Annotated in this window: 1 protein-coding gene (running past one end of the window); it reads left to right on the top strand. The window is 57.3% G+C overall.

Features of this window, described 5'->3' with window-relative positions; translation table 11 throughout:
• Nucleotides 1-23,057 carry the 3' portion of a LamG-like jellyroll fold domain-containing protein gene (locus Poly51_RS00920; RefSeq protein ID WP_146453474.1) on the top strand. Its footprint begins 5,569 nt before the window's first position, so only the last 23,057 of its 28,626 coding nucleotides appear in the window; its start codon lies beyond the left edge, outside the window; it ends in the stop codon at nt 23,055-23,057.

Genomic DNA, 23,057 nt, shown 5'->3' with positions numbered 1-23,057 from the left:
ACGTTTGGATTGGCGCGACAGACTCAAACGCGGAAGGTGAGTGGCGTTGGGTCGACGGAGGCTCTGAGGCGGACCTGTTCTGGAATGGTGACGAAAATGGATACAACGCAAACGGTGCGTATCAGAATTTCCAATCCGGACAGCCCAATGATGCGGGCAACAATGAAGATGTCGCCAGACTGGATGGAGCGACCGGTCAGTGGCTAGACGCCGATCACGACAACCACAACTTTTACGGCTATGTCGTCGAGTGGGATGCCGACGAAGTCTTGGACGCCACCGATGCGTTGACTTACTCGATCAATTCGCAAACGGTCGCTGGTGCATTCGCCATCGACGCCGACACGGGAAAAATCATCGTCGCCGACGGTTCGCTGCTCGATTATGAAACCAATGCGACGCACTCGATCACAATCCGCACGACCGACGTTGATCTCAACACCTACGACGAAACGTTCACCGTCTCGCTGAATGATCTGGCCGAGTCGAACAACGCACCGACGAATCTCTCCAGCGGCATCGAGCTGAATACTGACGGCGGGAACGATGCGTATTTAATTCAAGACTCCCCTGAAAACTATCTGCATGGATTGGATGAGCTGACGTTTGAATTTACGTTCAGTGACCTCTCAACACCGACGACCCGTGCGACGCTCTATTCCTTTCAAGGGAGTGCTGGTAATTATCACGAACGAATCGCGATCAATCAGGACGGGACCATCGAATGGGCTGGACTGACGACGACGGGAACGTACACCGATCTATTCGACGGCGACTTCCATTCGTTGGCTTTTTCGTCGGACGGTTCGCAAGGCGATGCCAGCCTCTACATTGACGGCGAGTTCGTCGAACGAGTTTCAGGTGCCGCATGGAACAGTTACACGGTAACAACCGGTGCCAAACTCGTGTTGGGGCAAGACCGGCTATCGACAACCGACGCCTTCGACTCGGATTCTGCCTTTAGCGGGACGCTGCACGACGTTCGTATCTGGAACGAAGTCCGCAGCGCGGCCGAAATCTCGCTCAACCATCAACACAAGTTCGATAGCGGCAGTTTGCCCAGCGGCTTGGTTGCCAACTGGCAGATGGACGGCTTTAACGGTTCCAACGAAGTCGTCGATGTGGTCTCGGCAAACAATCTGAGCGTTGGTCATGCCACGGGCACAGGCTTCACTGCCAGCACGCCAGTCGAAGACCTGCACATCAGCGAAAATGCAGCGGGTGGAGCCAGTGTTGGCTATGTCGTGCCGAGTGATCCGGATGCGCCGCAGGACATTGTCACCGATGGGAAATTTCTTCAAGGAGACAATGGATCGTGGACTGATTATTCCCAAGGTCAAACAATCGGTGACTGGACCGTCGAGTCGGGAGTCGTCACGCATACTTCGATGTTCGATTCACCTGATGGCGGCGTCGGGCTGGAACTGCAGGGCGAGATGGGCGATTTCCCGTCCTCAATCACGCAGACGCTCACGACCGAAATCGGTCGCCAATATCAGTTGATCTTCAATATGACTGGTAACTTCTCCGGCGGCGACGCGGTGAAGCACTTGACGGCCTCGGCGGCGGGGCAGTCAATGGATTTCCAGGTCACGGACACGTTTGGCACAGGAACCGGATATGAGCCGCGTTCAATGACGTTTACGGCTAACGATACCAGCACCGTGTTGCGTTTTGCCGCCGGAGTCGACGACCCTTACGCCGCTGTGATCAGTGACGTTCGCGTCATCGAGATTCCCGCTGCTGTGACGACCATTCTGAACAACGACCCGACGCTGTCCTACGACGCGGCGACGGGCAAATTCTATCGATTAGTCGAAGACAGCGTGAGCTGGACCGCCGCACAAACCACGGCGATCGCGGCCCAGGTCAACGGTGTTGGCGGCCAGTTGATCGTGATAGAAAGCGATTACGAACAACAAGTCGCGCGCGGCTTGATCGCGGGCTCGGGGACTCAGGCGTGGATCGGAGCTTCTGACCAGGGCGTCGAGGGCGACTGGTATTGGTACGAAGGCGACCAAGCGAGCGATCTGTTCTGGCAGGGTGCTATCGGCGGGTCCGCCCAAAACGGCAATTATGTAAACTGGATTTCGGGGCAACCCAACGACATCGCTGACCAAGACTACGGCTTTATCTCGCACACCACCGATGGTTGGGCCGATGGCGCAGCCGGTGAAACCCACAATTTCATCATCGAATGGGACGCCAGCGAAGTTCTGTCCAGCTTCACGTTCAGCCTGACCGACGACGCGGGTGGACGCTTTGCGATCGACAGCAACACGGGCAAGATCACCGTCGCCGATGGTTCGTTGATTGACTACGAAACCGCGACGACTCACAACATTGGTGTGCAGACCACCGATGCGGCCGGCAACAGCTACAGCGAAACGATGGCGATCGCAGTCGATAACGGCATCGAAGCGACTCAAACCGTTCCGGCGGCTCAGTCGATCGACGAAGACACCACGTTGACCTTCACCAGCGGCACGGCAACCGAAGTCAGCGTGACCGATACAGTTGGCGGTACCGACTCACGCATGCGAGTCACGTTGTCGGTGGGCGGTGGCGTGTTGAATCTGTCGCAAACGACAGGTCTGACCTTCATTGAAGGAGCCAATGGCATCGGTAGCCTCGTCATCGACGGCACCGAGTCCGACATCAACGCGGCGTTGGACGGAATGACGTTCACGCCGGATGCGGATTTCAACGGCAGCGTCTCGCTTAACGTGACGACCGAACTGGCCGCCGATCTGAATGGGCACTACACCTTTGAAGGCAACGCCGACGATGTTTCGGCTGGGACCGCTGACGACGGTACGCCAACGACGACGGGTTTGTTCGTAAGCGATCTGGAACGCGGCAATGTCTTGTCGCTGAACAACAGCGAGTATGTTGAAATCCCCGGCATGTTCGGCAATCCGGCTGACGTGACGCTGGCTGCTTGGGTCAACGTGAACTCGGGTACGTACTCCGGTGAGATCATATCACTTGGCGACAATGTGGCACTACGCTCGATCGACGGAACCAACGGTCTGACTTTCATCATTCGCGGCACATCGAGCTGGCAAGAAGTCCGCACGAACGTCAACATCTCCGATGCGGGCTGGACACATGTTGCCGCGACGATAGATGACGCGACCGGTGATGTCGCGATCTACATCAACGGCGAACTTGTCCTGACTGACACAGCAACCGAGTCGATCCAATACAATCAGGGAACCGTCACTCGAATCGGGCAGAACGGAAACGGAACAGGCCACGCGTTTGACGGCCTGATCGACGACGCTCGAGTTTACACGCGTGCCTTGTCGAGCGACGAGATTGCGGCGTTGGCGACGGACCAAACCGAAACAACCGACAGCGTGGCGATCACGGTCAACGCGGTGAACGATACTCCGACGTTTGATGTGGGTGATGGGATCGTGACGACGGCGGTTGGCTCGAATTATGATGCCGGCGCGGGCACGATTGTTTTGCCTGATGGTAAGATTCTTGTCGCAGGAACGACCAACAGCGGCTCGGGTGCTGATTTTGCGTTGACTCGCTACAACGCCGATGGATCGCTCGACATGACCTTTGGCGGCGGTGACGGGATTGCTACTTCGGGCATCTTGGCGAACAACGAAGTCGCAAACAGCATCGCTGTGCAAGCAGACGGCAAGATTCTTATCGCTGGATACAGCAACGACGGCAGTACAGATGACTTCGTCGTCACTCGTTTCAACGCCGACGGAACGCTTGATACTGCCTTTGGTGGCGGCGACGGGATCGTCTCCACGCCAATCGGGGCGGGGCAAGATCAAGGTTGGGGCGTCACGACTCAGCTAGATGGAAAGTTCGTGGTCGCCGGACATTACTTCAACGGCACGAATCAAGATTTCGCCCTGATTCGCTACAACGAAGACGGGACAGTCGATAGTACTTTTGGCGCTAGCGGAATCGTCACGACGCCACTTGGGTCTGGGACAGACCAAGCTTATAGCGTCACAATGCAGGCTGACGGCAAACTTCTACTGGGCGGTAGCGGTTCAACTGGCGGGCAACCGTTCGCTTTGGTTCGCTATAACACCGACGGTTCGCTCGACACTAGCTTTGGTGGTGGCGACGGAATTGTGGAGACGCCCAGTGGCGCAGCTGCCGGAATTGGGAACAGTGTCACTTTGCAAGCCAATGGCCAGATTCTGTTGGCGGGAGCCAGCTTTGATGGATCAAGAAACCACTTTGCAGTTCTGCGATACGACGCCGATGGCACGCTGGACAGCACCTTCGGTGGCACGGGATTGGTAACGACAACCGTTGGCTCGACCAGCGATACAGCTGAATCCATCACGGTGCAGGACGACGGCAAGGTCCTTGTGGCTGGATACAGCTCCAACGGCACCGATAACGACTTCGCGTTGGTTCGCTACAACGCGAACGGCTCGCTTGACAACACGTTTGGCACCGGCGGGATCGTAACGACACCCGTCGGATCGGGCAACGATTTAGCCTACAGCGTCAGTGTTGGGAGTGACGGCACGATTGTTGTGGCGGGACGGAGTAACAACGGCACCGATGAAGATTTCGCTTTGGTTAAGTACAACAGCGATGGGTCGCTGAACCAGCAGTTTGGCGCGATCGCGAGTTCCCTCGACGGTAATCCAACGTTCATCGAAGACGGTGCGGCGGTTGTACTGGATGCCGATGTTGAAATCTTTGACGCGGAACTTTCCGAATTCGACAACTTCGACGGAGCCACGTTGACGCTGGCTCGGAATTTGGCCGCCAACTCAGACGATGTGTTTAGTGCGACCGGTTTGCTCGCGGCACTCAGTCAGGCTGGCAGCCTAACCTACGGCGGAACGACGATTGGGACGGTAACGACCAACTCGGGCGGCACGTTGGTATTGACGTTCAATAGCAACGCATCCAACGCACTGGTCAACTCGACGCTCCAGTCGATTGCGTACAGCAACAGCAGCGACAATCCAGACCCAAACGTACAAATTGACTGGACGTTCAACGATGGCGGCGACACGGTTCAAACTCAAGGCGGCTCGGCTCTCCAAGCGACCGGCAGCACCACGGTCAATATCACGGCGGTGAACGATGCCGCGACAATCTCGACCGGCTTTGATGATTTTGTGGGCGACTTTGGTGGATCCAGCTCGTTGGTCGTCAACGGTAAAGCGACCATTGCTTCGGACAACCGGATCGCGATCGACCCCAGTCAAACGTATGACATTTCGGTCACCGCATTTTCAGGGGATGGAGCGGGCGGAAATTACGTTCCCGGCGAGATCCACTACTTCGGTTTCTTTAGCTATGACATCGACGGAAATCTGATCACCTCGCAGCACACGGGCAAGGTCGCCGGAGCCGTTGACACGACACTGGCCGTGGACTTGGTCGCCGGTGCGACGCAGATCGTTTTGAATGACGCAACCGGCTGGCACAACGGAACAAGCTCACAGAATCGGTCGTTGGCTTGGTACGGATACACGAACAGCCTGGGAGAAACTTACGACGATTACACGTACACTCGCAATACGGAGACTGACCTGTGGGACCAGAACGCGATCGTCGGTAACGTTATCACATTGCGGACCGCCTGGGCGGGGCCGACCATCTTGGCTGGCGACGCCGTTCGCAACATGTCACCCACCGGCGGAACGTATCAGTATCCGTTGGGCTCCGGAATTACGGTCAACGAAACTGGCGGCACTTTCACAACCACGCTCGGCGGCGGTCTGGACTCGGGCGCGACCAGCCAAACACTGTTCCGACACGGTACCGCGTTTATCTCGCCGTTGACGCTGGCGAACTTCACCAGCACCAGCAACCAACTGAACATCAGCGACTTCACGATTCAGGCATCGCAAGGAACAACCGTCTTCATCGAAGACGGCGGCCCGATCGCGATCAGTGACGCGGACTTTGCGATCAGCGATCCGGACGATACGCATACCGAGTCAGTCACGATCACGCTGACCAATGGACGCATCGGCGACATTTTGAATGTCAATGAAACCGCGATCAACGCACTCGGCATCTCGGTTACCGGCATCCCTGCCGGCAACCTGACCGCCGACGGCAGCATTACGCTGACGCTGACCAGCGACACGGCGAACTCCGTCACGCTGCAAGACTACAAAGACGCGATCGCGACGATCACGTTCGACAGCGACAACCAAGATCCCGACACAACCGATCGCACGATCACGTTCGTCGTTAACGACGGCGATGTCGATTCAGCGACGGAGACGCTGGTGGTGAAAGTCCACGCGGTCAACGACGCGCCGACGGTCAGTACCACACCCACGGACGTCACCTACACCGAGGGCGATGCGGTTGTCATCACGGCGATCTCAGCCATTCCCGGCGGTGGATTGACCGACGTCGACAATACCGTTTTGGGCGTTGCCGTGACCGGATACACCACGACCAGCGGAACGTTCGAGTACAGCATCAATGGGGGAAGCACTTGGAACTCCTTCGTTGGCGTCAGTGACACGGACGCACGACTGCTGCGTTTGACAGATCTAGTGCGATTCACCCCCAGCACCACAAACGGCGGCACGCTTTCGATCAACTATCGCGGTTGGGATCAAACCACCGGCACCGTCGGTTCACTGACAGATGTGACGACCAATGGTGGATCCACGGCATACAGCTCTGACACGGCCGTGCTGAATCTGAATACCACCGAAGTCAACGACGCACCAACGTTTGCGACCAATACCGGAATCACCATCAATGAAGGTGGATCGTTCACGTTCACCAACGCGATGCTCAACGAAGGCGATCCGGACGATTCGGGCACGGGGCTGACCTACCGAGTCAGTCCATCGCCCAAGTACGGACGTGTCTATCTGAGCGGAACGGCGCTCGATGGCGGGGACACGTTCACTCAAGACGACATCGACAACGGCCGCGTCACCTACACGCATTCGGGGACGGAACGCGGTTCCGATCCGATTCGGCTGATCCTCACCGATGGCGATGAAAACGGTGCCGGCGATGCGATCGCGAATTTCGTGGTTACGATCAACTCCGTTAACGACGCGCCTGTGGCGGCCGACGATCCGGGTTCCGCGATTGACCTTGATGCGGATGCGGACTCGATCGGCGTTTATTCCCTGGGCGAATCGTCCGGCACAACCGCAACGGATTCTTCGGGAAGCAACAACGGCACGTACAATAACGTCACTTTGGGCGCAACGGGCGTTCCCGGCGGCAGCGGCACGGCAGCCGATTTCAACGGAAACGATAGCTACGTCAATCTTGGCGGACTGAATGTCTCGGGAACCGGGCTGACCATCGCGGCATGGGTGAACGCCGACAGCTTGGATGAAGGACGGATCGTCAGCAAGGCATCCGGGATTCAAGAGAGCGAACACACGTGGATGCTCAGCACGTTTGACGACGGCGGGCAATCGCACCTGCGTCTTCGCATTTCGGCTGGCGGTCACGTCGACACGTTGATTGCGACAACGGGAGATCTGCAAACCGGAACTTGGCACCACACGGCAGCAACTTACGACGCCGCCACCGGCTTGATGACGCTTTACCTCGACGGAAACATCGTCGGACAAGCGACCCACAGCGTCGGCGGTGCCGTCGATACCAACGCGCAAGAAGTCTGGATCGGTGCGGCGACGACCTCATCGCCCGACACGGTTCGCACCTTTGATGGCCGAATCGACGAAGTCGCGATCCTGCAACGCGAACTGTCAACCAGCGAAATCGCTGCCCTGGCCGACTTCACGCCCGCTGACTACAGCGTCAATGAAGACACAACGCTCACTGTCTCGGCGGCAAACGGAGTCCTTGCCAACGATAGCGACATCGAGGGCGACTCGCTGACCGCTGTTTTGGTGACGGGTCCGTCGAACGCGTCCAGCTTTACGCTCAACGCCGACGGTTCGTTCAACTACACCGGCAACGCCAACTTCAGCGGAACCGACACGTTCACGTATCGAGCGAACGATGGGACGAATGATTCCGAGATTGCGACCGTCACGATCACGGTCAACGGTGCCAACGACGCGCCCGTGTTGGATACGGCCGATGACCTGCGATTGCCAACGATTACCGAAGACGAAGTGAATAACGGCGGTCGAACGGTCGCCCAAATTCTCGCCAGCGATGGGGGGACGCCGATTTCGGATGTCGATTTGGGATCACTCGAAGGCATCGCCATCACAACCAAAATCAATGGTCGTGGTCTTTGGGAATACTCGATCGACGGCGGCACCAACTGGAGTAGCTTTGGCACTGTGGCTGAAACATCAGCTCTACTGCTGCGTTCGACCGACTTGGTTCGTTTCGCCCCCGATGGACAAAACGGTAACACGACCGATCGGACATTCGAATTCCGTGCTTGGGACCAAACCAGCGGTACCTTCGGCACGAAGGTTGACACATCTGCCAACGGCGGATCCACCGCGTTCAGCATCGCGATCGAGACTGTTTCCATCGCAACCACGGATGTCAATGATGCGCCGGTGCTGGATAACTCGGCCAATTTGACGCTCACTGCACAGGCCGAAGACGCTGGCGCGCCGGTTGGTGCCGTGGGAACCGTTGTCACCGCATTGGTGCAGACGGGCGGAAACGTCACGGATGTCGATGCGAGCTCTCAAACCGGCGTCGCCATCACCGCAGCCGATACCACCAACGGGACTTGGTGGTACACCACCGATGGCGGCACGAACTGGAACGCCCTAGGAAGTGTCAGCGATTCCTCGGCAAGAGTCCTGAACGCCAATAGCACCACGAGAGTTTACTTCCAATCCAACGCGGACTTTAACGGCACGGTAACCGATGCGATCACCTTCCGAGCCTGGGATCGATCGATAGGCACCAATGGTTCGTTGCAGGACGCGAGTACCAATGGCGGAACATCCGCATTCTCATCGGCAACCGAGACCGCCGATCAAACGGTCACGGCCGTCAACGACGCACCTTCGGGCACCGACAACACGGTGACCACCCTTCGCGATACCAACTATACGTTCACAGCCGCAGATTTCGGATTCAGCGATACCGATGGTGACAGTCTGGCAAGCGTGCTGTTCAGCGGAGCCGTTTCGGCGGGAACGCTTTTCATTGACGCCGACAATGACGGAGTGATTGACGCCGGGGAAGCGATTACGGGCAGCCACAACGTTTCGGTGACTACGATCGATAGCAGCCGGTTGAAGTTTCAGCCAGTTTCGGGAGCGAGCGGCGCGGGCTACGCTACGGTCGCTTTCCGAGTCATCGATGACGGTGGAACCGCCAACAGCGGTGTGAATACCGATCCAACTGCCAACACGATCACGATCAACGTCACCGATGCGTATCGCATTGAAGGGAACATTTTTGAAGATGTCGACGGCGACTCCAACCTTGCCGATGCCGTGGGCGCGGGCAGTGTCACGGTGTACCTGTACCAAGATGCCGACGATAACAACGTCATTTCAGCGGGCGACACACTGTTTGCAACGACGACTACCAATGTCGGCGGTTTTTACTCGTTCACGAGCTTGCTGGATGACACCTACTTCGTCGTGGTTGATTCAACAACGATTGCGTCATCGGCTGGACTGAATGCGACGTACACGCAAAACGATGTTTGGGCGGAACAAACCTACGGCGTAACGGGTGCCGCCAGCGGTGCTGGATTCTTAGTCAGCGATGGATCACTCTACGGTGGGCGTGCCGCTGACGTTTCCGACAACGCTGCTTCTCTGCTGACGGCTCAACACGTCACTCAAGTTTCCATCAGCGGATCGGACGTCGGCAACATTGATAGCGCATTCAGTTTCAATGTGGTCACGGGCGTCAGCGATTCGGGACAAGGAAGCTTGCGCCAATTCGTCGACAACGCCAACGCAATTGCTGGCAACAACGCCATGCGATTTGTACCTGGTGTGGCGACTAACGCCACCGACGGCGGCGGAAATGATTGGTGGAGCGTACAGCTTGCCAGCAACCTTGCTTCGTTGACCGATGGCGGGACAACGATCGATGGAACCGCATTCAGCTCGGCAGATGGCACGACAATCGTCGACACGAACGCTGGCAATGTCAACACAGCACGCACCGTTGGTGTCGACGATCTTGCATTCAACGCTACCCAACGTCAAGAACTCGAAATCGACGCCAATGGAAACACTCTCGGGCTGGTTCTCGATGGTGACGACCTGGCCGTTCGCGACCTGGCAGTCTTCGGTGCGGTCCGGACAACTGGATCGACGGGAGCCCAGATCTACATCACCGATAACGTCGTCGCCGCGGGCGGAGCATCCGTGATTGACACTGTCCTCGGTGCTCGTGCCGACGGCAGCGATCCGGGGGCGTCACGCGGTTCAACCGGCATGGCAATCGACGGTGCCTCGACCGTGACGAACAACTACATCGCCTTCTTGGACATCAGCGGCGTTCGATTCAATGGACTGTTCTACGGCAACTCCGACGGATCCACTTTCACGGATAACGAAGTTCACACAGTCGCCGCAAGCCATACCGCCGGCGATGCGATCACGATCGATAGCCAAGGCAACACCGTTCAAGGCAACTATGTACACGATGTGCAGCTCGCTTCGACCGTGGCGGCCTACAACGGAAAAGGCATTGAACTGTGGTACGACTCGAACAACAACCTGATCGACAATAACACGATCGTTGCCGCAGTCACGGCTGGCATCGGATTGGGCGATAACGCGAACAACAATACGATTTCCAAGAACGTGATCACGGGAACAACGGGGTCCGCCGGTGATGGTGGTGCGGGGATTCTGATCACGTATTACACTGGGGCGACCGAACCTACGGCCAATACGATTTCCGCAAACTCCATCTATGGAAACTTCGGGATTGGGATTGATCTCGATTCACGCACCGGCGTGACTGCATTTGGTGACGGGCAAAACGCGAACGACGGTGCGTTGCTGGCAACACAAGCCAACGAGGGCGTTGACCATCCCATCATCACCCAGGCCAACCTCGTCGGCGGGAACTTGTCGCTTTCGGGGTACGTTGGCACCGCACCGGGTGACACCGATTTTGCCAATGCTCGCATCGAGTTCTTTGAAAGCGACGGTGGCGGCGAAGGCCAACGCTACCTCGGGTTCCTAACCACCGATGCCAGTGGAAACTACTCCGGTACGATCGCCGTCACGGGAGTTGTTGATACCGACGAGATTACCGCAACTGCAACGATGACCGGCATCGGGACGTCCGAATTCGGCAACGAGTTTGATGTCAACGCGGGGCCAACCAGTGGATACTGGAACCCAACGTATCTGAGTTCGCTGACGCCGACCGTAACGAATAATATATTCTTTGGCGTATGGAAGGACGCCGGAGTCTTGACTTCCGAAATTCTGATTGACGGGATCGACTACGCGCACGGCATCGGCTTCTCTCCCAATACTGACGGCACTGCATTCGCCGACTATGCACTGAGCGGTGCTTCAGAGTTCCGTGCCACGATAGGAATCAATGACACGATCGCCGATAACGGCAATTTGATCTTCCGGGTCTATGTCGACAATGTGCTGCAATTCACCAGCGGTACGTTCACGAATGCCACTCCAGTCGAGAATATCGTCATCAACACGATCGGCGGTACAACCCTGCGACTGGAAGTTGATAGCAACGGTACGACCTCGGGAGACGATGCGATCTGGGCCGATGCAAGATTGATCGGCAGCACCAATCAACTCACTACACTAACACTCGGTGAAACCGCCAACACGGGCGATTCAGTCGGATTCGTCCAAGGCGTCGATCCTGATTCCGGCGACACATTGACCTACACGCTCCAAAACAACGCGGGCGGACGGTTTGCGATCAACCCGACGACCGGTGAAATCACGGTGGCCAATGGATCACTGCTTGACTTCGAGACAACGACTTCGCACAACGTCATCGTCCGCATCAGTGATGGAGAGCTGTCGTATGACCAAACCCTGACAGTTCAACTGTCGGGGATAAACGAAGCTCCCGACAGTGCCGACAAAACGATCGCAACCAATGAAGACACGACTTACACATTTGCGAGTAACGATTTCGCGTTCACCGATCCTGATGGACAAATTCTCCATTCAGTCCGCATCGACACGTTGCCTGCTTCAGGAATACTGAGACTCAATGGCGTCGCCGTGACTGCGGGACAAGGGGTCCTAGCGAATGACATCGCTACAGGAAAACTAACCTATGATCCCGCAACCAATGTCAATGGCGCGGCGGTTGCAACGTTTATGTTCAGCGTCATGGACAGTGGTCTACTGGACGATGAGACCCCAAACACGATCACGATTAACGTAACCGCGGTCAACGACGCTCCGACGCAAACCAACGGTGCGACTTTCAACTTAGCCGGCACCAACGAGGACACGACATCTACTGGGACGACTGTATCAACGATTATCAATGGCACTGGCTGGGGCGATGTTGATACGGGTGCGGTGCGTGGCATGGCGATTACTTCGACGGTCGGCAATGGGCAATGGCAATACTCAACCGATGGAATTACGTGGAATGCAGTCGGCACGGTCTCGGCAACCAGTTCGCTGTTGTTGAGTGCCAACACGCAAGTTCGCTACGTTCCAGATTCGCAAAACGGAGAAACGGGTTCGTTCAGCTACAAGGCCTGGGACACCACCAGTGGCACGGCGTCGACGAACGCGGTCCGCGGACTCGGTAACTCATCGATTAATGGCGGAACGACGGCCTATTCGACACAATCCGCGAACGTGCAGATTGTTGTGGCCAACGTCAACGATGCGCCGACCTATGACAACGGTGGACCGACGACTCTGGCCGCGATCAGCGAAGACGCATTGACGAACAGCGGCACATTGATTTCAACCATGATCGCCAGTGCCGGCGGCAATCGCATCATGGATGTCGACACCGGATCCGTCGAAGGCATCGCGATCATCACGGCCAGCAGCACGCTGGGCACGTGGCAGTATCAGCTCAATGGCACGTCGACGTGGACCAACGTTGGTACCGTGTCGGCAACGTCATCACTCTTGCTTCGCGATACCGATAGTTTGCGATTCCTCCCCAACGGAAACAACGGCGGTTCAGCAACCATCTCGTTCCGAGCGTGGGACCAGACCACCGGAACGGTTGCGACGAAAGTATCGTCCAACGGTGGTGGTGGAACTTCGGCATTCAGCACGGCGAACGAAATCGGCACGATCACGATCAGCAGCGTCAATGATGCTCCGACGATCACCAACGGTTCGACCTACAACTTCACGAGTACCAACGAGAACTCGACCTCAACAAGTGCCACCGTGACGACGATTGTCAACGGAACCGGTTGGGCTGACGTTGATACCGGTGCGGTACGTGGCATGGCTATCACGGGCTACGTCGGAAATGGAATTTGGCAGTACTCGACCGACGGAACCACATGGAATACGTTCGGGTCGGTCAGTTCAACGAACGCACTGTTGCTGAGCGCGACGACACAAATCCGCTTCGTTGGCGATAATCTCAATGGCGAAACAGCCACTTTCGCTTTCAAAGCCTGGGATACGACCACGGGAACACCGTCGACCAACGGGACGCGTGCCCACGCAGACACGAGTTCCAATGGCGGGACGACCGCGTATTCGATCAACAACGCGAACGCGCAGATCGTCATGACGGGCGTCAACGATGCGCCGACGATCGCAGTGGCCCCTACGTATACTTTGCCGAGCACGAACGAGGATACTGCTTCCAGCGGAACACTCGCGTCAGCGATCTTGACAAGTTCTTCGTATGCCGACGTCGACACGGGTGCGTCAAGCGGTTTGGCGATCACGGGCAGTACGGGCAATGGCACTTGGCAGTACTCCACCGACGGAACCACGTGGCGTGCGTTCGGCACTGTGTCGAACTCGAACGCTTTGCTGTTAACGTCGACGACGCAAGTTCGTTTCCAGCCCGATGGAAACAACGGCGAGACGGCAACGTTTAGCTACAAGGCATGGGACCGAACCAGCGGAACGGCTTCGACGAACTCGGCAGCCAACTACGGCAACGCCACGTCGGCCGGCGGCAGCTCGCCATGGTCCACGAACACGGGTACTGCGGAGATCACGGTCAGTAGCGTCAATGACGCACCAACGATCACCAACGCGGCAACGTACAACTTCGCTGGCACCAATGAAGACACCACCGGCACGATGGCGGGTGTGAGTGCGATTTTGTCGACGACCGGATGGGCGGACGTTGACACAGGAGCCGTTCGCGGAATGGCGATCACGGGCTTCACTGGCAGTGGAACCTGGCAGTACTCGACCAACGCGTCTGCTTGGAACAACTTCGGAACAGCGTCCACCACTGGTTCGCTGTTGCTCGACGGGAACACCTTCATTCGCTTCGTACCCAACGGGCAAAACGGCGAGACCGCCACGTTCTCGTATCGAGCATGGGACACGACGACCGGAACGGCATCGACCGACACCGTTCGCATGTTCGGCAACTCATCCATCAATGGCGGCGACACCGCTTACTCGTCGAATTCGGCAACCGGTCAAATCGTTGTCACCGATGTCAATGATTCACCTGACTTGTTCAACACTTCCGGGATCTACACGTTCAACTCGATCAACGAAGACGCCACCAACAACGCTGGGCAAACGGTCGCGTCGGTGATTGCGACGAATGCACCCGGCATCACCGATGTCGACAATGGTGCCGTCGAAGGCATCGCCATTCGGTCAATCAGCGGCGGCAACGGAACGTGGCAATACTCGATCAACGGCGGAACAAGCTGGAGCAATGTTGGCACGGTTAGCTCCACCAGTGCATTGGTCCTCCGCGACACCGATTTGCTGCGTTATGTACCCAACGGGAATAGCGGCACGATTTCCAACCTGACTTTCATTGCCTGGGACCGATCCGACAGTTCGGTCGCCGGCACGAAAGTGAGCACGGCGGTCATTGGTGGAACGACGGCGTTCAGTGACGAAGTCGCGGTCGCACGCATCACCGTCACTGATGTCAACGACGCGCCCGACGTCACTGGCCCCACGGCTGCAACGGTCGCGGAGAGCGGTTCATTCACTTTCGAAGGTTCCAGCCTGATCGACACGTTCGATGTCGATGGCGACGACCTGACGGTGACACTCACCGCCGAGCATGCGGGAATTGTGCTGTCGCAAACGACCGGTTTGACTTTCACCGATTCCGACGGCAGCGATGGGACGCTTTCGTTCACCGGAACACAAGCCAACATCGACGCCGCTTTGGACGGATTGGTTTTCAACTCAAAAGCGGGTTACAACAGTGCGAGTTCGCTGACGATCCTAGCGAGCGATGGAAGTCTGTCTGATTCACATTACGTTTTCGTAACCGTGACTCCAGGAACGAGCACGTTCGTGTGGGACGGCGGCGGAACGACGAACAATTGGTCCGACGCACTGAACTGGGATCATGATTTGGTTCCTGAAGCGAACGACATCGTCGTGTTCAATGTCACCAGCGGGAAGAACTCAACCGTGGACGCTTCGTTCGCCGGTGCCGTCACTCAAGTCCAAGTCGGTGCCGACTACACCGGCACGGTGACCCAATCGCGCAGTTTGAACGTAGCCAACAATTTCAGCAGTGCCGGCGGTACCTATTCGTTCATCGGACAAACCCTGAACGTCGACGGCAACTTCTCGCATACTGGAGGAACCAGTACTTGGGGCAACGGTCGACTGGAATTGGCGGGCAACTTCGTCAACACCGGATCGTTGTCGACAGGTACCTCGACGATCGTCTTCGATGGTTCGGGCAATCAATCGTACAGCAACAACGGTTTCCCACTCGGAAACGTCCAAGTCGCCAAGAGCGGTGGAACGCTGTCGCTGCAATCCGACATGGCGATCGCAGGCAACTTCACACACACTAGCGGCACCGTCGATTTTGGCTCGTCGACATTCCGAATCGTTGGCAATACCGCTCAAACGGTTAACGCCGCGAGTCTGTTGTTCAACAACGTGGAATTCAATGGCCTGGGAGCCGTCACAATCGTTGGCGGCATCAACGTCAACCAGAACTTGACGATCACGAATGCCACGACCATCAACGGCAGTACGATCAACGTCGCGGGCAATGTGTCGTTGGTCGACAACAGTTGGGTCGGAACCACATCCGTTGTTCTCAATGGGACCACCAACCAAACCGTTACGGCCAGTGGTGCAAGTGCGGCGATATCGAACTTGACCATCAACAAGGCCAGCGGAACCGCAACGCTTAGCGGCAACATGATGTTGGCTGGCAGTCTGTCGCGGGCAGCCGGAACCGTGAATGCCACCGCGTTGAACTTGACGATGGGCATTCAGACCGGAGGAACCGTGGATGGGAACATTGGCCCGATCAATGACTTCACCCTCAATCAAAGTGGAACGAAGAACATCGTCAACACGTTGACTGTCAATGGCACGACGAGAATCACCAACATCAACAATCTCAACGGCGGCAAGATCCTCGCCACCGGCAACGTCGCGCTTGTCGACAATTTGTATGCGGGAACCACGCAAATCGAATTTGGCGGAAGTGCGAACCAAACTGTCACCAGCAGCACGGCAGCCGGGTTGCTGCGAAACGCGATCATCAACAAGTCCGGCGGCACCGTCACTTTCGTCAACGACTTCTCCATCGGTGGCAGCCTGACCCACACTGCGGGCAACGTCGTTCTGACCGGCGTCACGACACAATTCACAGGCAGCGGACTGGTCCTCGATACCGAAGGAATCACGTTCAATAACGTCAATTTTGGCGGTAACGCCACGTTCTCGCTGACCAGTGACATGACGATCGGCGGCAACCTGACGATGACCAGCCTTTCCGGCAACAGCCTGGGCAACGGCCACGCTCTACTCGTCGCGGGCAACATCAACAGCATCGACGCGTTCGTGGTCGGCGATTTTGACATCGTCCTCAACGGCACCGGGAATCAAACGATCTCCGGCGATGACCTGGGCGACGGAAACATCAGGATCAACAAAGCAACCGGCGTCGTCACGCTCCTCGACGATCTGGTGATGACGGGATCCGCGAAGACGTTGACGGTTGGCTCTGGAACGTTGGACCTGAACGGGCACACGGTCAACTCGCTCGGCAACGTCATCATCGACGGCGGCACCCTGACCGGCGGTGGCGGCATCACCAGCAACTTGCAATTGATCAACGGCGGCATCGTTCGTTTGGACGTGACCTCCAACACCGTCTACGACTCCATCGCCATCGGCGGCAACGCGATCATCACGTCCGGTTCACTCGTGCTGGATGTCAACGGCGTCACGACGGGTGGATTGCTGAACAATCTGTTTACGTACACCACCGGAACCGGAACGTTCAGCAGCCTCACCCTTGCCAACAATTCGGCGAAGAACTACACCGCGTTCGACACCTACAACGCGAACGACTACGACGTGTTCTTGAACACGCCGCCAAGCGGAACGATCGCGGACGTCAACGTCAACGAAGACGCACCGAACACGGTCATCGACTTGGCCGCCGCGTTCGCCGACGAAGAACACACCGATGCTCAGTTGACGTACTCCGTCATCGGCAACACCAACGCAGCCTTGTTCACGAGCGTCAATCTGGACAACGCCGCCGATACGCTGACACTCGACTACGCCGACAATGTCAACGGTTCAGCCGACATCACGGTGCGAGTCAGCGACGGCTTGCAAACCTACGACGTGACGTTCACCGTCACCGTCAATTCCGTCAACGACGCACCCGTCGGCTCCGATGGCACGAACGTGGCGGTCGAAGACGGCAGCGTGGTCAATGGAACGCTGGTCGCCAGCGACAACGACCCTGGCGATACGCTGACGTTCTCGTTGGTTTCGAACACCAGCGAAGGCAGCGTGACCGTCAACAGCGACGGATCGTATTCATTCGACCCCGGAACCGACTTCCAAGATCTAGCGACCGGCGAAACTCGCGACGTGACGTTTGTCTACCAAGTCACCGACGACGGTGTCGGCACGCTCAGCGATCAGGCCACCGTGACGATCACCGTCACCGGCGTCAACGACGCACCGACGATCACCGACGGACCCGACTCGGTTGGATTGACCGAAACGAACACGGGTCTGACCTCGACCGGCACGCTGACCGTTTCCGACGTGGATTTGACTGACGTGGTGACCGCTGCCGTTGATTCGGTCGTGGTCACGGGAACAGGATCGTCCAGCGTTCCCGTGGCTCTCGATAACGCGGCGTTGCAAGGCTTCTTGTCCGTCACGCCAACGACGATCCTCAGCGGAACCCAAAACACCAACACGCTGACCTGGAATTTCAATTCCGGCACCGAAGCGTTCGACTTCCTCGCCACCGGCGAAACGCTCGTGCTGACGTACACCGTCAGCGCCACCGACGACGACGGCACGCCACTGAGCGATACCGAAACGATCACGATCACAATCACGGGCACCAACGATGCTCCCCTGATCACCGATGGACCGGATTCGGTCGGACTGACTGAAACCAACGCAGGTTTGACATCGACCGGAACACTGACTGTTTCGGATTCCGACCTGACCGACGTTGTTAACGCAGCGGTGGATTCGGTTGCCGTGACGGGCACCGGATCGGGAAGCGTTCCGGTTTCGCTGGACAATTCGACGCTGCAAGGGTTCCTGTCTGTCACTCCGACGTCGATTCTCGATGGAACCGAATTGAGCGACACGTTGACTTGGAATTTCAATTCCGGCAGCGAAGCATTCAACTTTCTCGGCGCCGGCGAAACGCTAATCCTGACCTACACCGTCAGCGCCACCGACAACGATGGCACTCCGCTTTCGGATTCTGAAACGGTCACGATCACCATCACGGGCACCAACGATGGCCCGGATGTGTTCGTCGACACCGGCGATCGGTCTAGCCGTTTGCTGACCGAAACCAACACAACACTGACGGCCAGTGAAACACTGACGGTCACCGACATTGATACAACGGACATCGTTACCAGCAGCGTGACCGGCGTGACCACCAGCGGCACGACGACCGGCTTGGGATCCAACAACGGGGACCTGCTTTCGATGCTGTCCACGACGACGAACGTGGTCAACAGTTCGCAGCAAACCGCCAAGCTGACCTGGAACTTTAATTCCGCCAGCGAAGCGTTCAACTACCTCGCCACCGGCGAGTCGCTGACGCTGACCTACACCGTGGCCGTCGCGGACGGTCAAGGCGGCATGGACACGCAAACGGTGACGATCACGATCAACGGTACCGCCGATGCCCCCGTCATCACGGACGGACCGGACACCGCAGCACTGACTGAAACCAACACGGGACTGACCAGCACCGGAACGCTCGCCGTCACCGATCTGGACCGCACCGACAACGTGACTGCCGCGGTGGATTCCGTCGTTGTCACCGGCACCGGTTCGGCGAGCGTGCCCGTTGCACTCGACAACGCGGCGCTGCGCAACTTTTTGACCGTTTCGCCGTCCGCGATCCTTGATGGAACGGAAACGACCAACACGCTGAACTGGAACTTCAATTCCGGCAGCGAGGCGTTTGACTTCTTGGCCGACGGTGAAACGCTGGTTCTGACTTACACCGTCAGTGCCACTGACGACGAGGGCACGCCGTTATCCGATACCGAAACCGTGACTGTCACAATCACCGGAACCAACGACGGACCGGTTGCTCAGACAGGAACCAACACCGCGACCGAAGACGGTTCCGTTGTCAACGGAACGCTGACCGAAACCGACGCTGACACCAACGACACGCACACCTATTCGCTTGTCACGAACACCAGCGAAGGCAGTGTTACCGTTCAGTCGAATGGCAACTACGCGTTTGATCCCGGCACCGACTTCCAAGACTTGGCTGATGGTGAAACCCGCAACGTCACCTTCACTTATGAAGTGGAAGATAACAACGGTGCGACGTCGCAGGCTGTTGTGACGATCACCGTCACGGGCACCAACGACGTTCCGGTCGCTCAAACGGGCACGAACACCGCCATCGAAGATGGAGCCATCATCAATGGGACGCTGACCGAAACCGATGCCGACACCAACGATACGCACACCTACTCTTTGATCGCGAACACGAGCGAAGGTAGCGTGACCATCCAGTCCAACGGCAACTACGCGTTCGACCCAGGTGCCGACTTCCAAGACTTGGCCGCGGGCGAGACTCGCAACGTCACCTTCACCTACGAAGTCGAAGACAACAACGGCGCAACGTCGCAGGCCATCGTGACCATCACCGTCACGGGAACCAACGATGGGCCCGTGGCTCAAGCGGGCACCAATACCGCCAACGAAGGTGGTGCTGTCGTGACCGGTCAATTGACCGAAACCGATGCGGACACCAGCGACACGCACACCTACGCATTGATCACCAACACGACGGAAGGTTCGGCCACGGTCAACGGTGACGGTTCGTACTCGTTCGACCCTGGCACCGATTTTCAAGACTTGGCTGCGGGGCAGACTCGCGACGTGACGTTTACTTACGAAGTGACCGACAACCAAGGTGCGACTTCACAGGCGACCATCACGATTACGGTTAGCGGTGCGAACAACGCTCCGAACGCAGTCGTGGATGTGGCGACCGCAGTCGAAGCCGGTGGCATCAACAACGCAACCGCGGGCGTCGATCCAACGGGCAATGTGCTGACCAACGATACGGATGTTGACAGCGGAGACTCCAAGACGGTGACGGGTGTTGTCGCCGGATCGGCGGCCAGCGCAAGCGGTTCGGTTGGGGCTGCCGTTGACGGAAGCTATGGGTCGATCACGATATTGGCGGATGGCAGCTACACTTATCAGGTCAACAACGCCCATGCGAGCGTTGAGAGTCTGCGATCCGCTTCGGACACGCTAAGCGACGTGTTTACTTACACGGTTCAAGACTCGCTCGGGTTGACCAGCAGCACGCAGATCGCTGTGACGATCCGCGGCACGAACGATGCGCCCCACGCGTTGGCGGCATCGCTCGGAAGTGTCAATGAAAACGCAGTCAACGATACGGTCGTTGGCGGAATGACGGGTTCCGACGTCGATGCTGGCGATACGAAAGCGTACAGCCTAGTAGACACTGCGGGCGGTCGTTTCAAGATCGACGGCGTAACGGGTGAAGTCTCGGTGGCCGATGGCAGCCTGCTGGACTATGAACTTGCCACATCACACGACATCACGGTCCGGGTCACTGACACGGATGGTGCCACTTTCGACAGCACAGTAACGATCGCGTTGAACGACGTGAACGAATTTACCGTCACTTCGCCTAGCGACACCGACGGTTCGCTCAATCAAGTCGCTGAAAATGCGGCGATCGGAACCAATGTTGGTATTACGGTCGCGGCGACCGATGGTGACGCGACGAACAACGCGGTCACGTACTCGATGGTCGACAACGACGGTGGACGCTTCAAGGTGGACGCGGCGACCGGCATCGTTTCGGTGGATGGTGCGATCGATCGTGAAGGTGACGGCCCTACGCGGACCATCGTCATCCGGGCCACATCAGCGGACGGTTCGACATCGGATTCTACCTTCACGATTGCAATCAATGATGTCAACGAGTTTGCGACGACGCCGACGACGGATGTGGATTCCGCTCCGAATGCAATTGACGAGAACGTTTCGATTGGTACTCAAGTTGGAATCGCCGCATCCGCACAAGACCTGGATGCGACAACTAATGTTGTGACCTATTCGCTGACCAGCAACGTTGACGGCCTGTTCGATATTGATAACGTCACCGGCGTGATTACGACCGCGGCAGCGATTGATCGCGAGTCACATGGTGCCAGCCGCAGCGTAACGGTTCGTTCGACGAGCCAAGATGGTTCTTGGACGGAAGCGATCTATGCGATTGCGATCGGTGACGTCGATGAATTCGACGTCGGTGCCATCGCCAACGCGAGTGGCTTTACGCCATCGGTCAACGAAAATTCCGCCGCTGGAACTTTGGTAAACTTGACGGCGTTCGCGATCGATCAAGACAGTACAGATGTCATCTCGTACTCGTTGGATGACAATGCCGGTGGTCGGTTCGCAATTGATCCTGCCACGGGTGTGGTAAGGTTGATTGGAAGCGTTGACTTCGAAGACATCGCAAGCCATTCGGTCGTCGTTCGTGCAACCAGCACTGACGGCAGCACGTCGACGGATACGTTCGTGATTCAAGTGACCAACGTCAACGAAGCGCCCGTTGCAATTGTTGACAACTACACGATGGTGGCTGGTAGTACGTTGACGATCGGGTTGTCATCGGGAGTGATCGTCAACGACGGTGATGTCGACGGCGACATGCTTACCGCCGTAATTGTTTCACCGACGACGAACGGCAGTTTGACTCTCCTGCCCGACGGACGGTTGTTTTACACACCGAATCCAGGGTTCTACGGAAGCGATTCATTCGTCTACTACGTGGATGATGGTAGCTTGCAGAGCAACCAGGTCGCGGTGAACATTACCGTGACCGCCGTTCAAGCACCCACCGGTGGTGGCGGAAATCCAACGAATCCGACGGACAATGGTGACCCCGTCACCGAGCCGGACGACGGTTCCGGCGTGGGCCAGTTCGGCGGATCGTCGCTTCCACAACCTACTCCCACAACATCATCGGGGAATTCGGGGAATGCAGCGTCCAACGCGAACTCGGGCAATCAAGAAGATCGATTCTCGCTAAGAGTAGGATTGGCAGATCGAGCGAGTGACGGTGACGACGCGGGTTCTGGAAACACGAGCAATTCAGGCTTAACAGTATCGATGCAAGGCGATGGCCGTTTCGAAGTGGAGGATTTCACGATCACGCCGATGGGGCAAATCATCAACACCGCATACCAAGACGTCATCGGTTGGATCGATTGGGATGCTACGGAAGAGACGGCGGAAGACTCGGCCGTCGAATTGCTCGTTGGAAGTGCGGGGACCGCCGCCGGGCTGTTCTCGATCGGTTACGTGTTGTGGGCGTTGCGAGGCGGTGCCTTTGTGACCGCGGTCGCAACAAGCATCCCGTCGTGGCGAATCATCGACCCGACTGCGCTGTTGACGGCTTACCGTGATGGCGATGCAGCGAGTGGTGACGAATTGGACAACATCATCGATTGA

The sequence above is a fragment of the Rubripirellula tenax genome (assembly GCF_007860125.1).
In the GTDB taxonomy this organism is placed as follows: Bacteria; Planctomycetota; Planctomycetia; order Pirellulales; family Pirellulaceae; genus Rubripirellula; species Rubripirellula tenax.
Note: the sequence above shows the minus strand (reverse complement) of the source record. Positions and strands in the feature narration are given on the sequence as shown.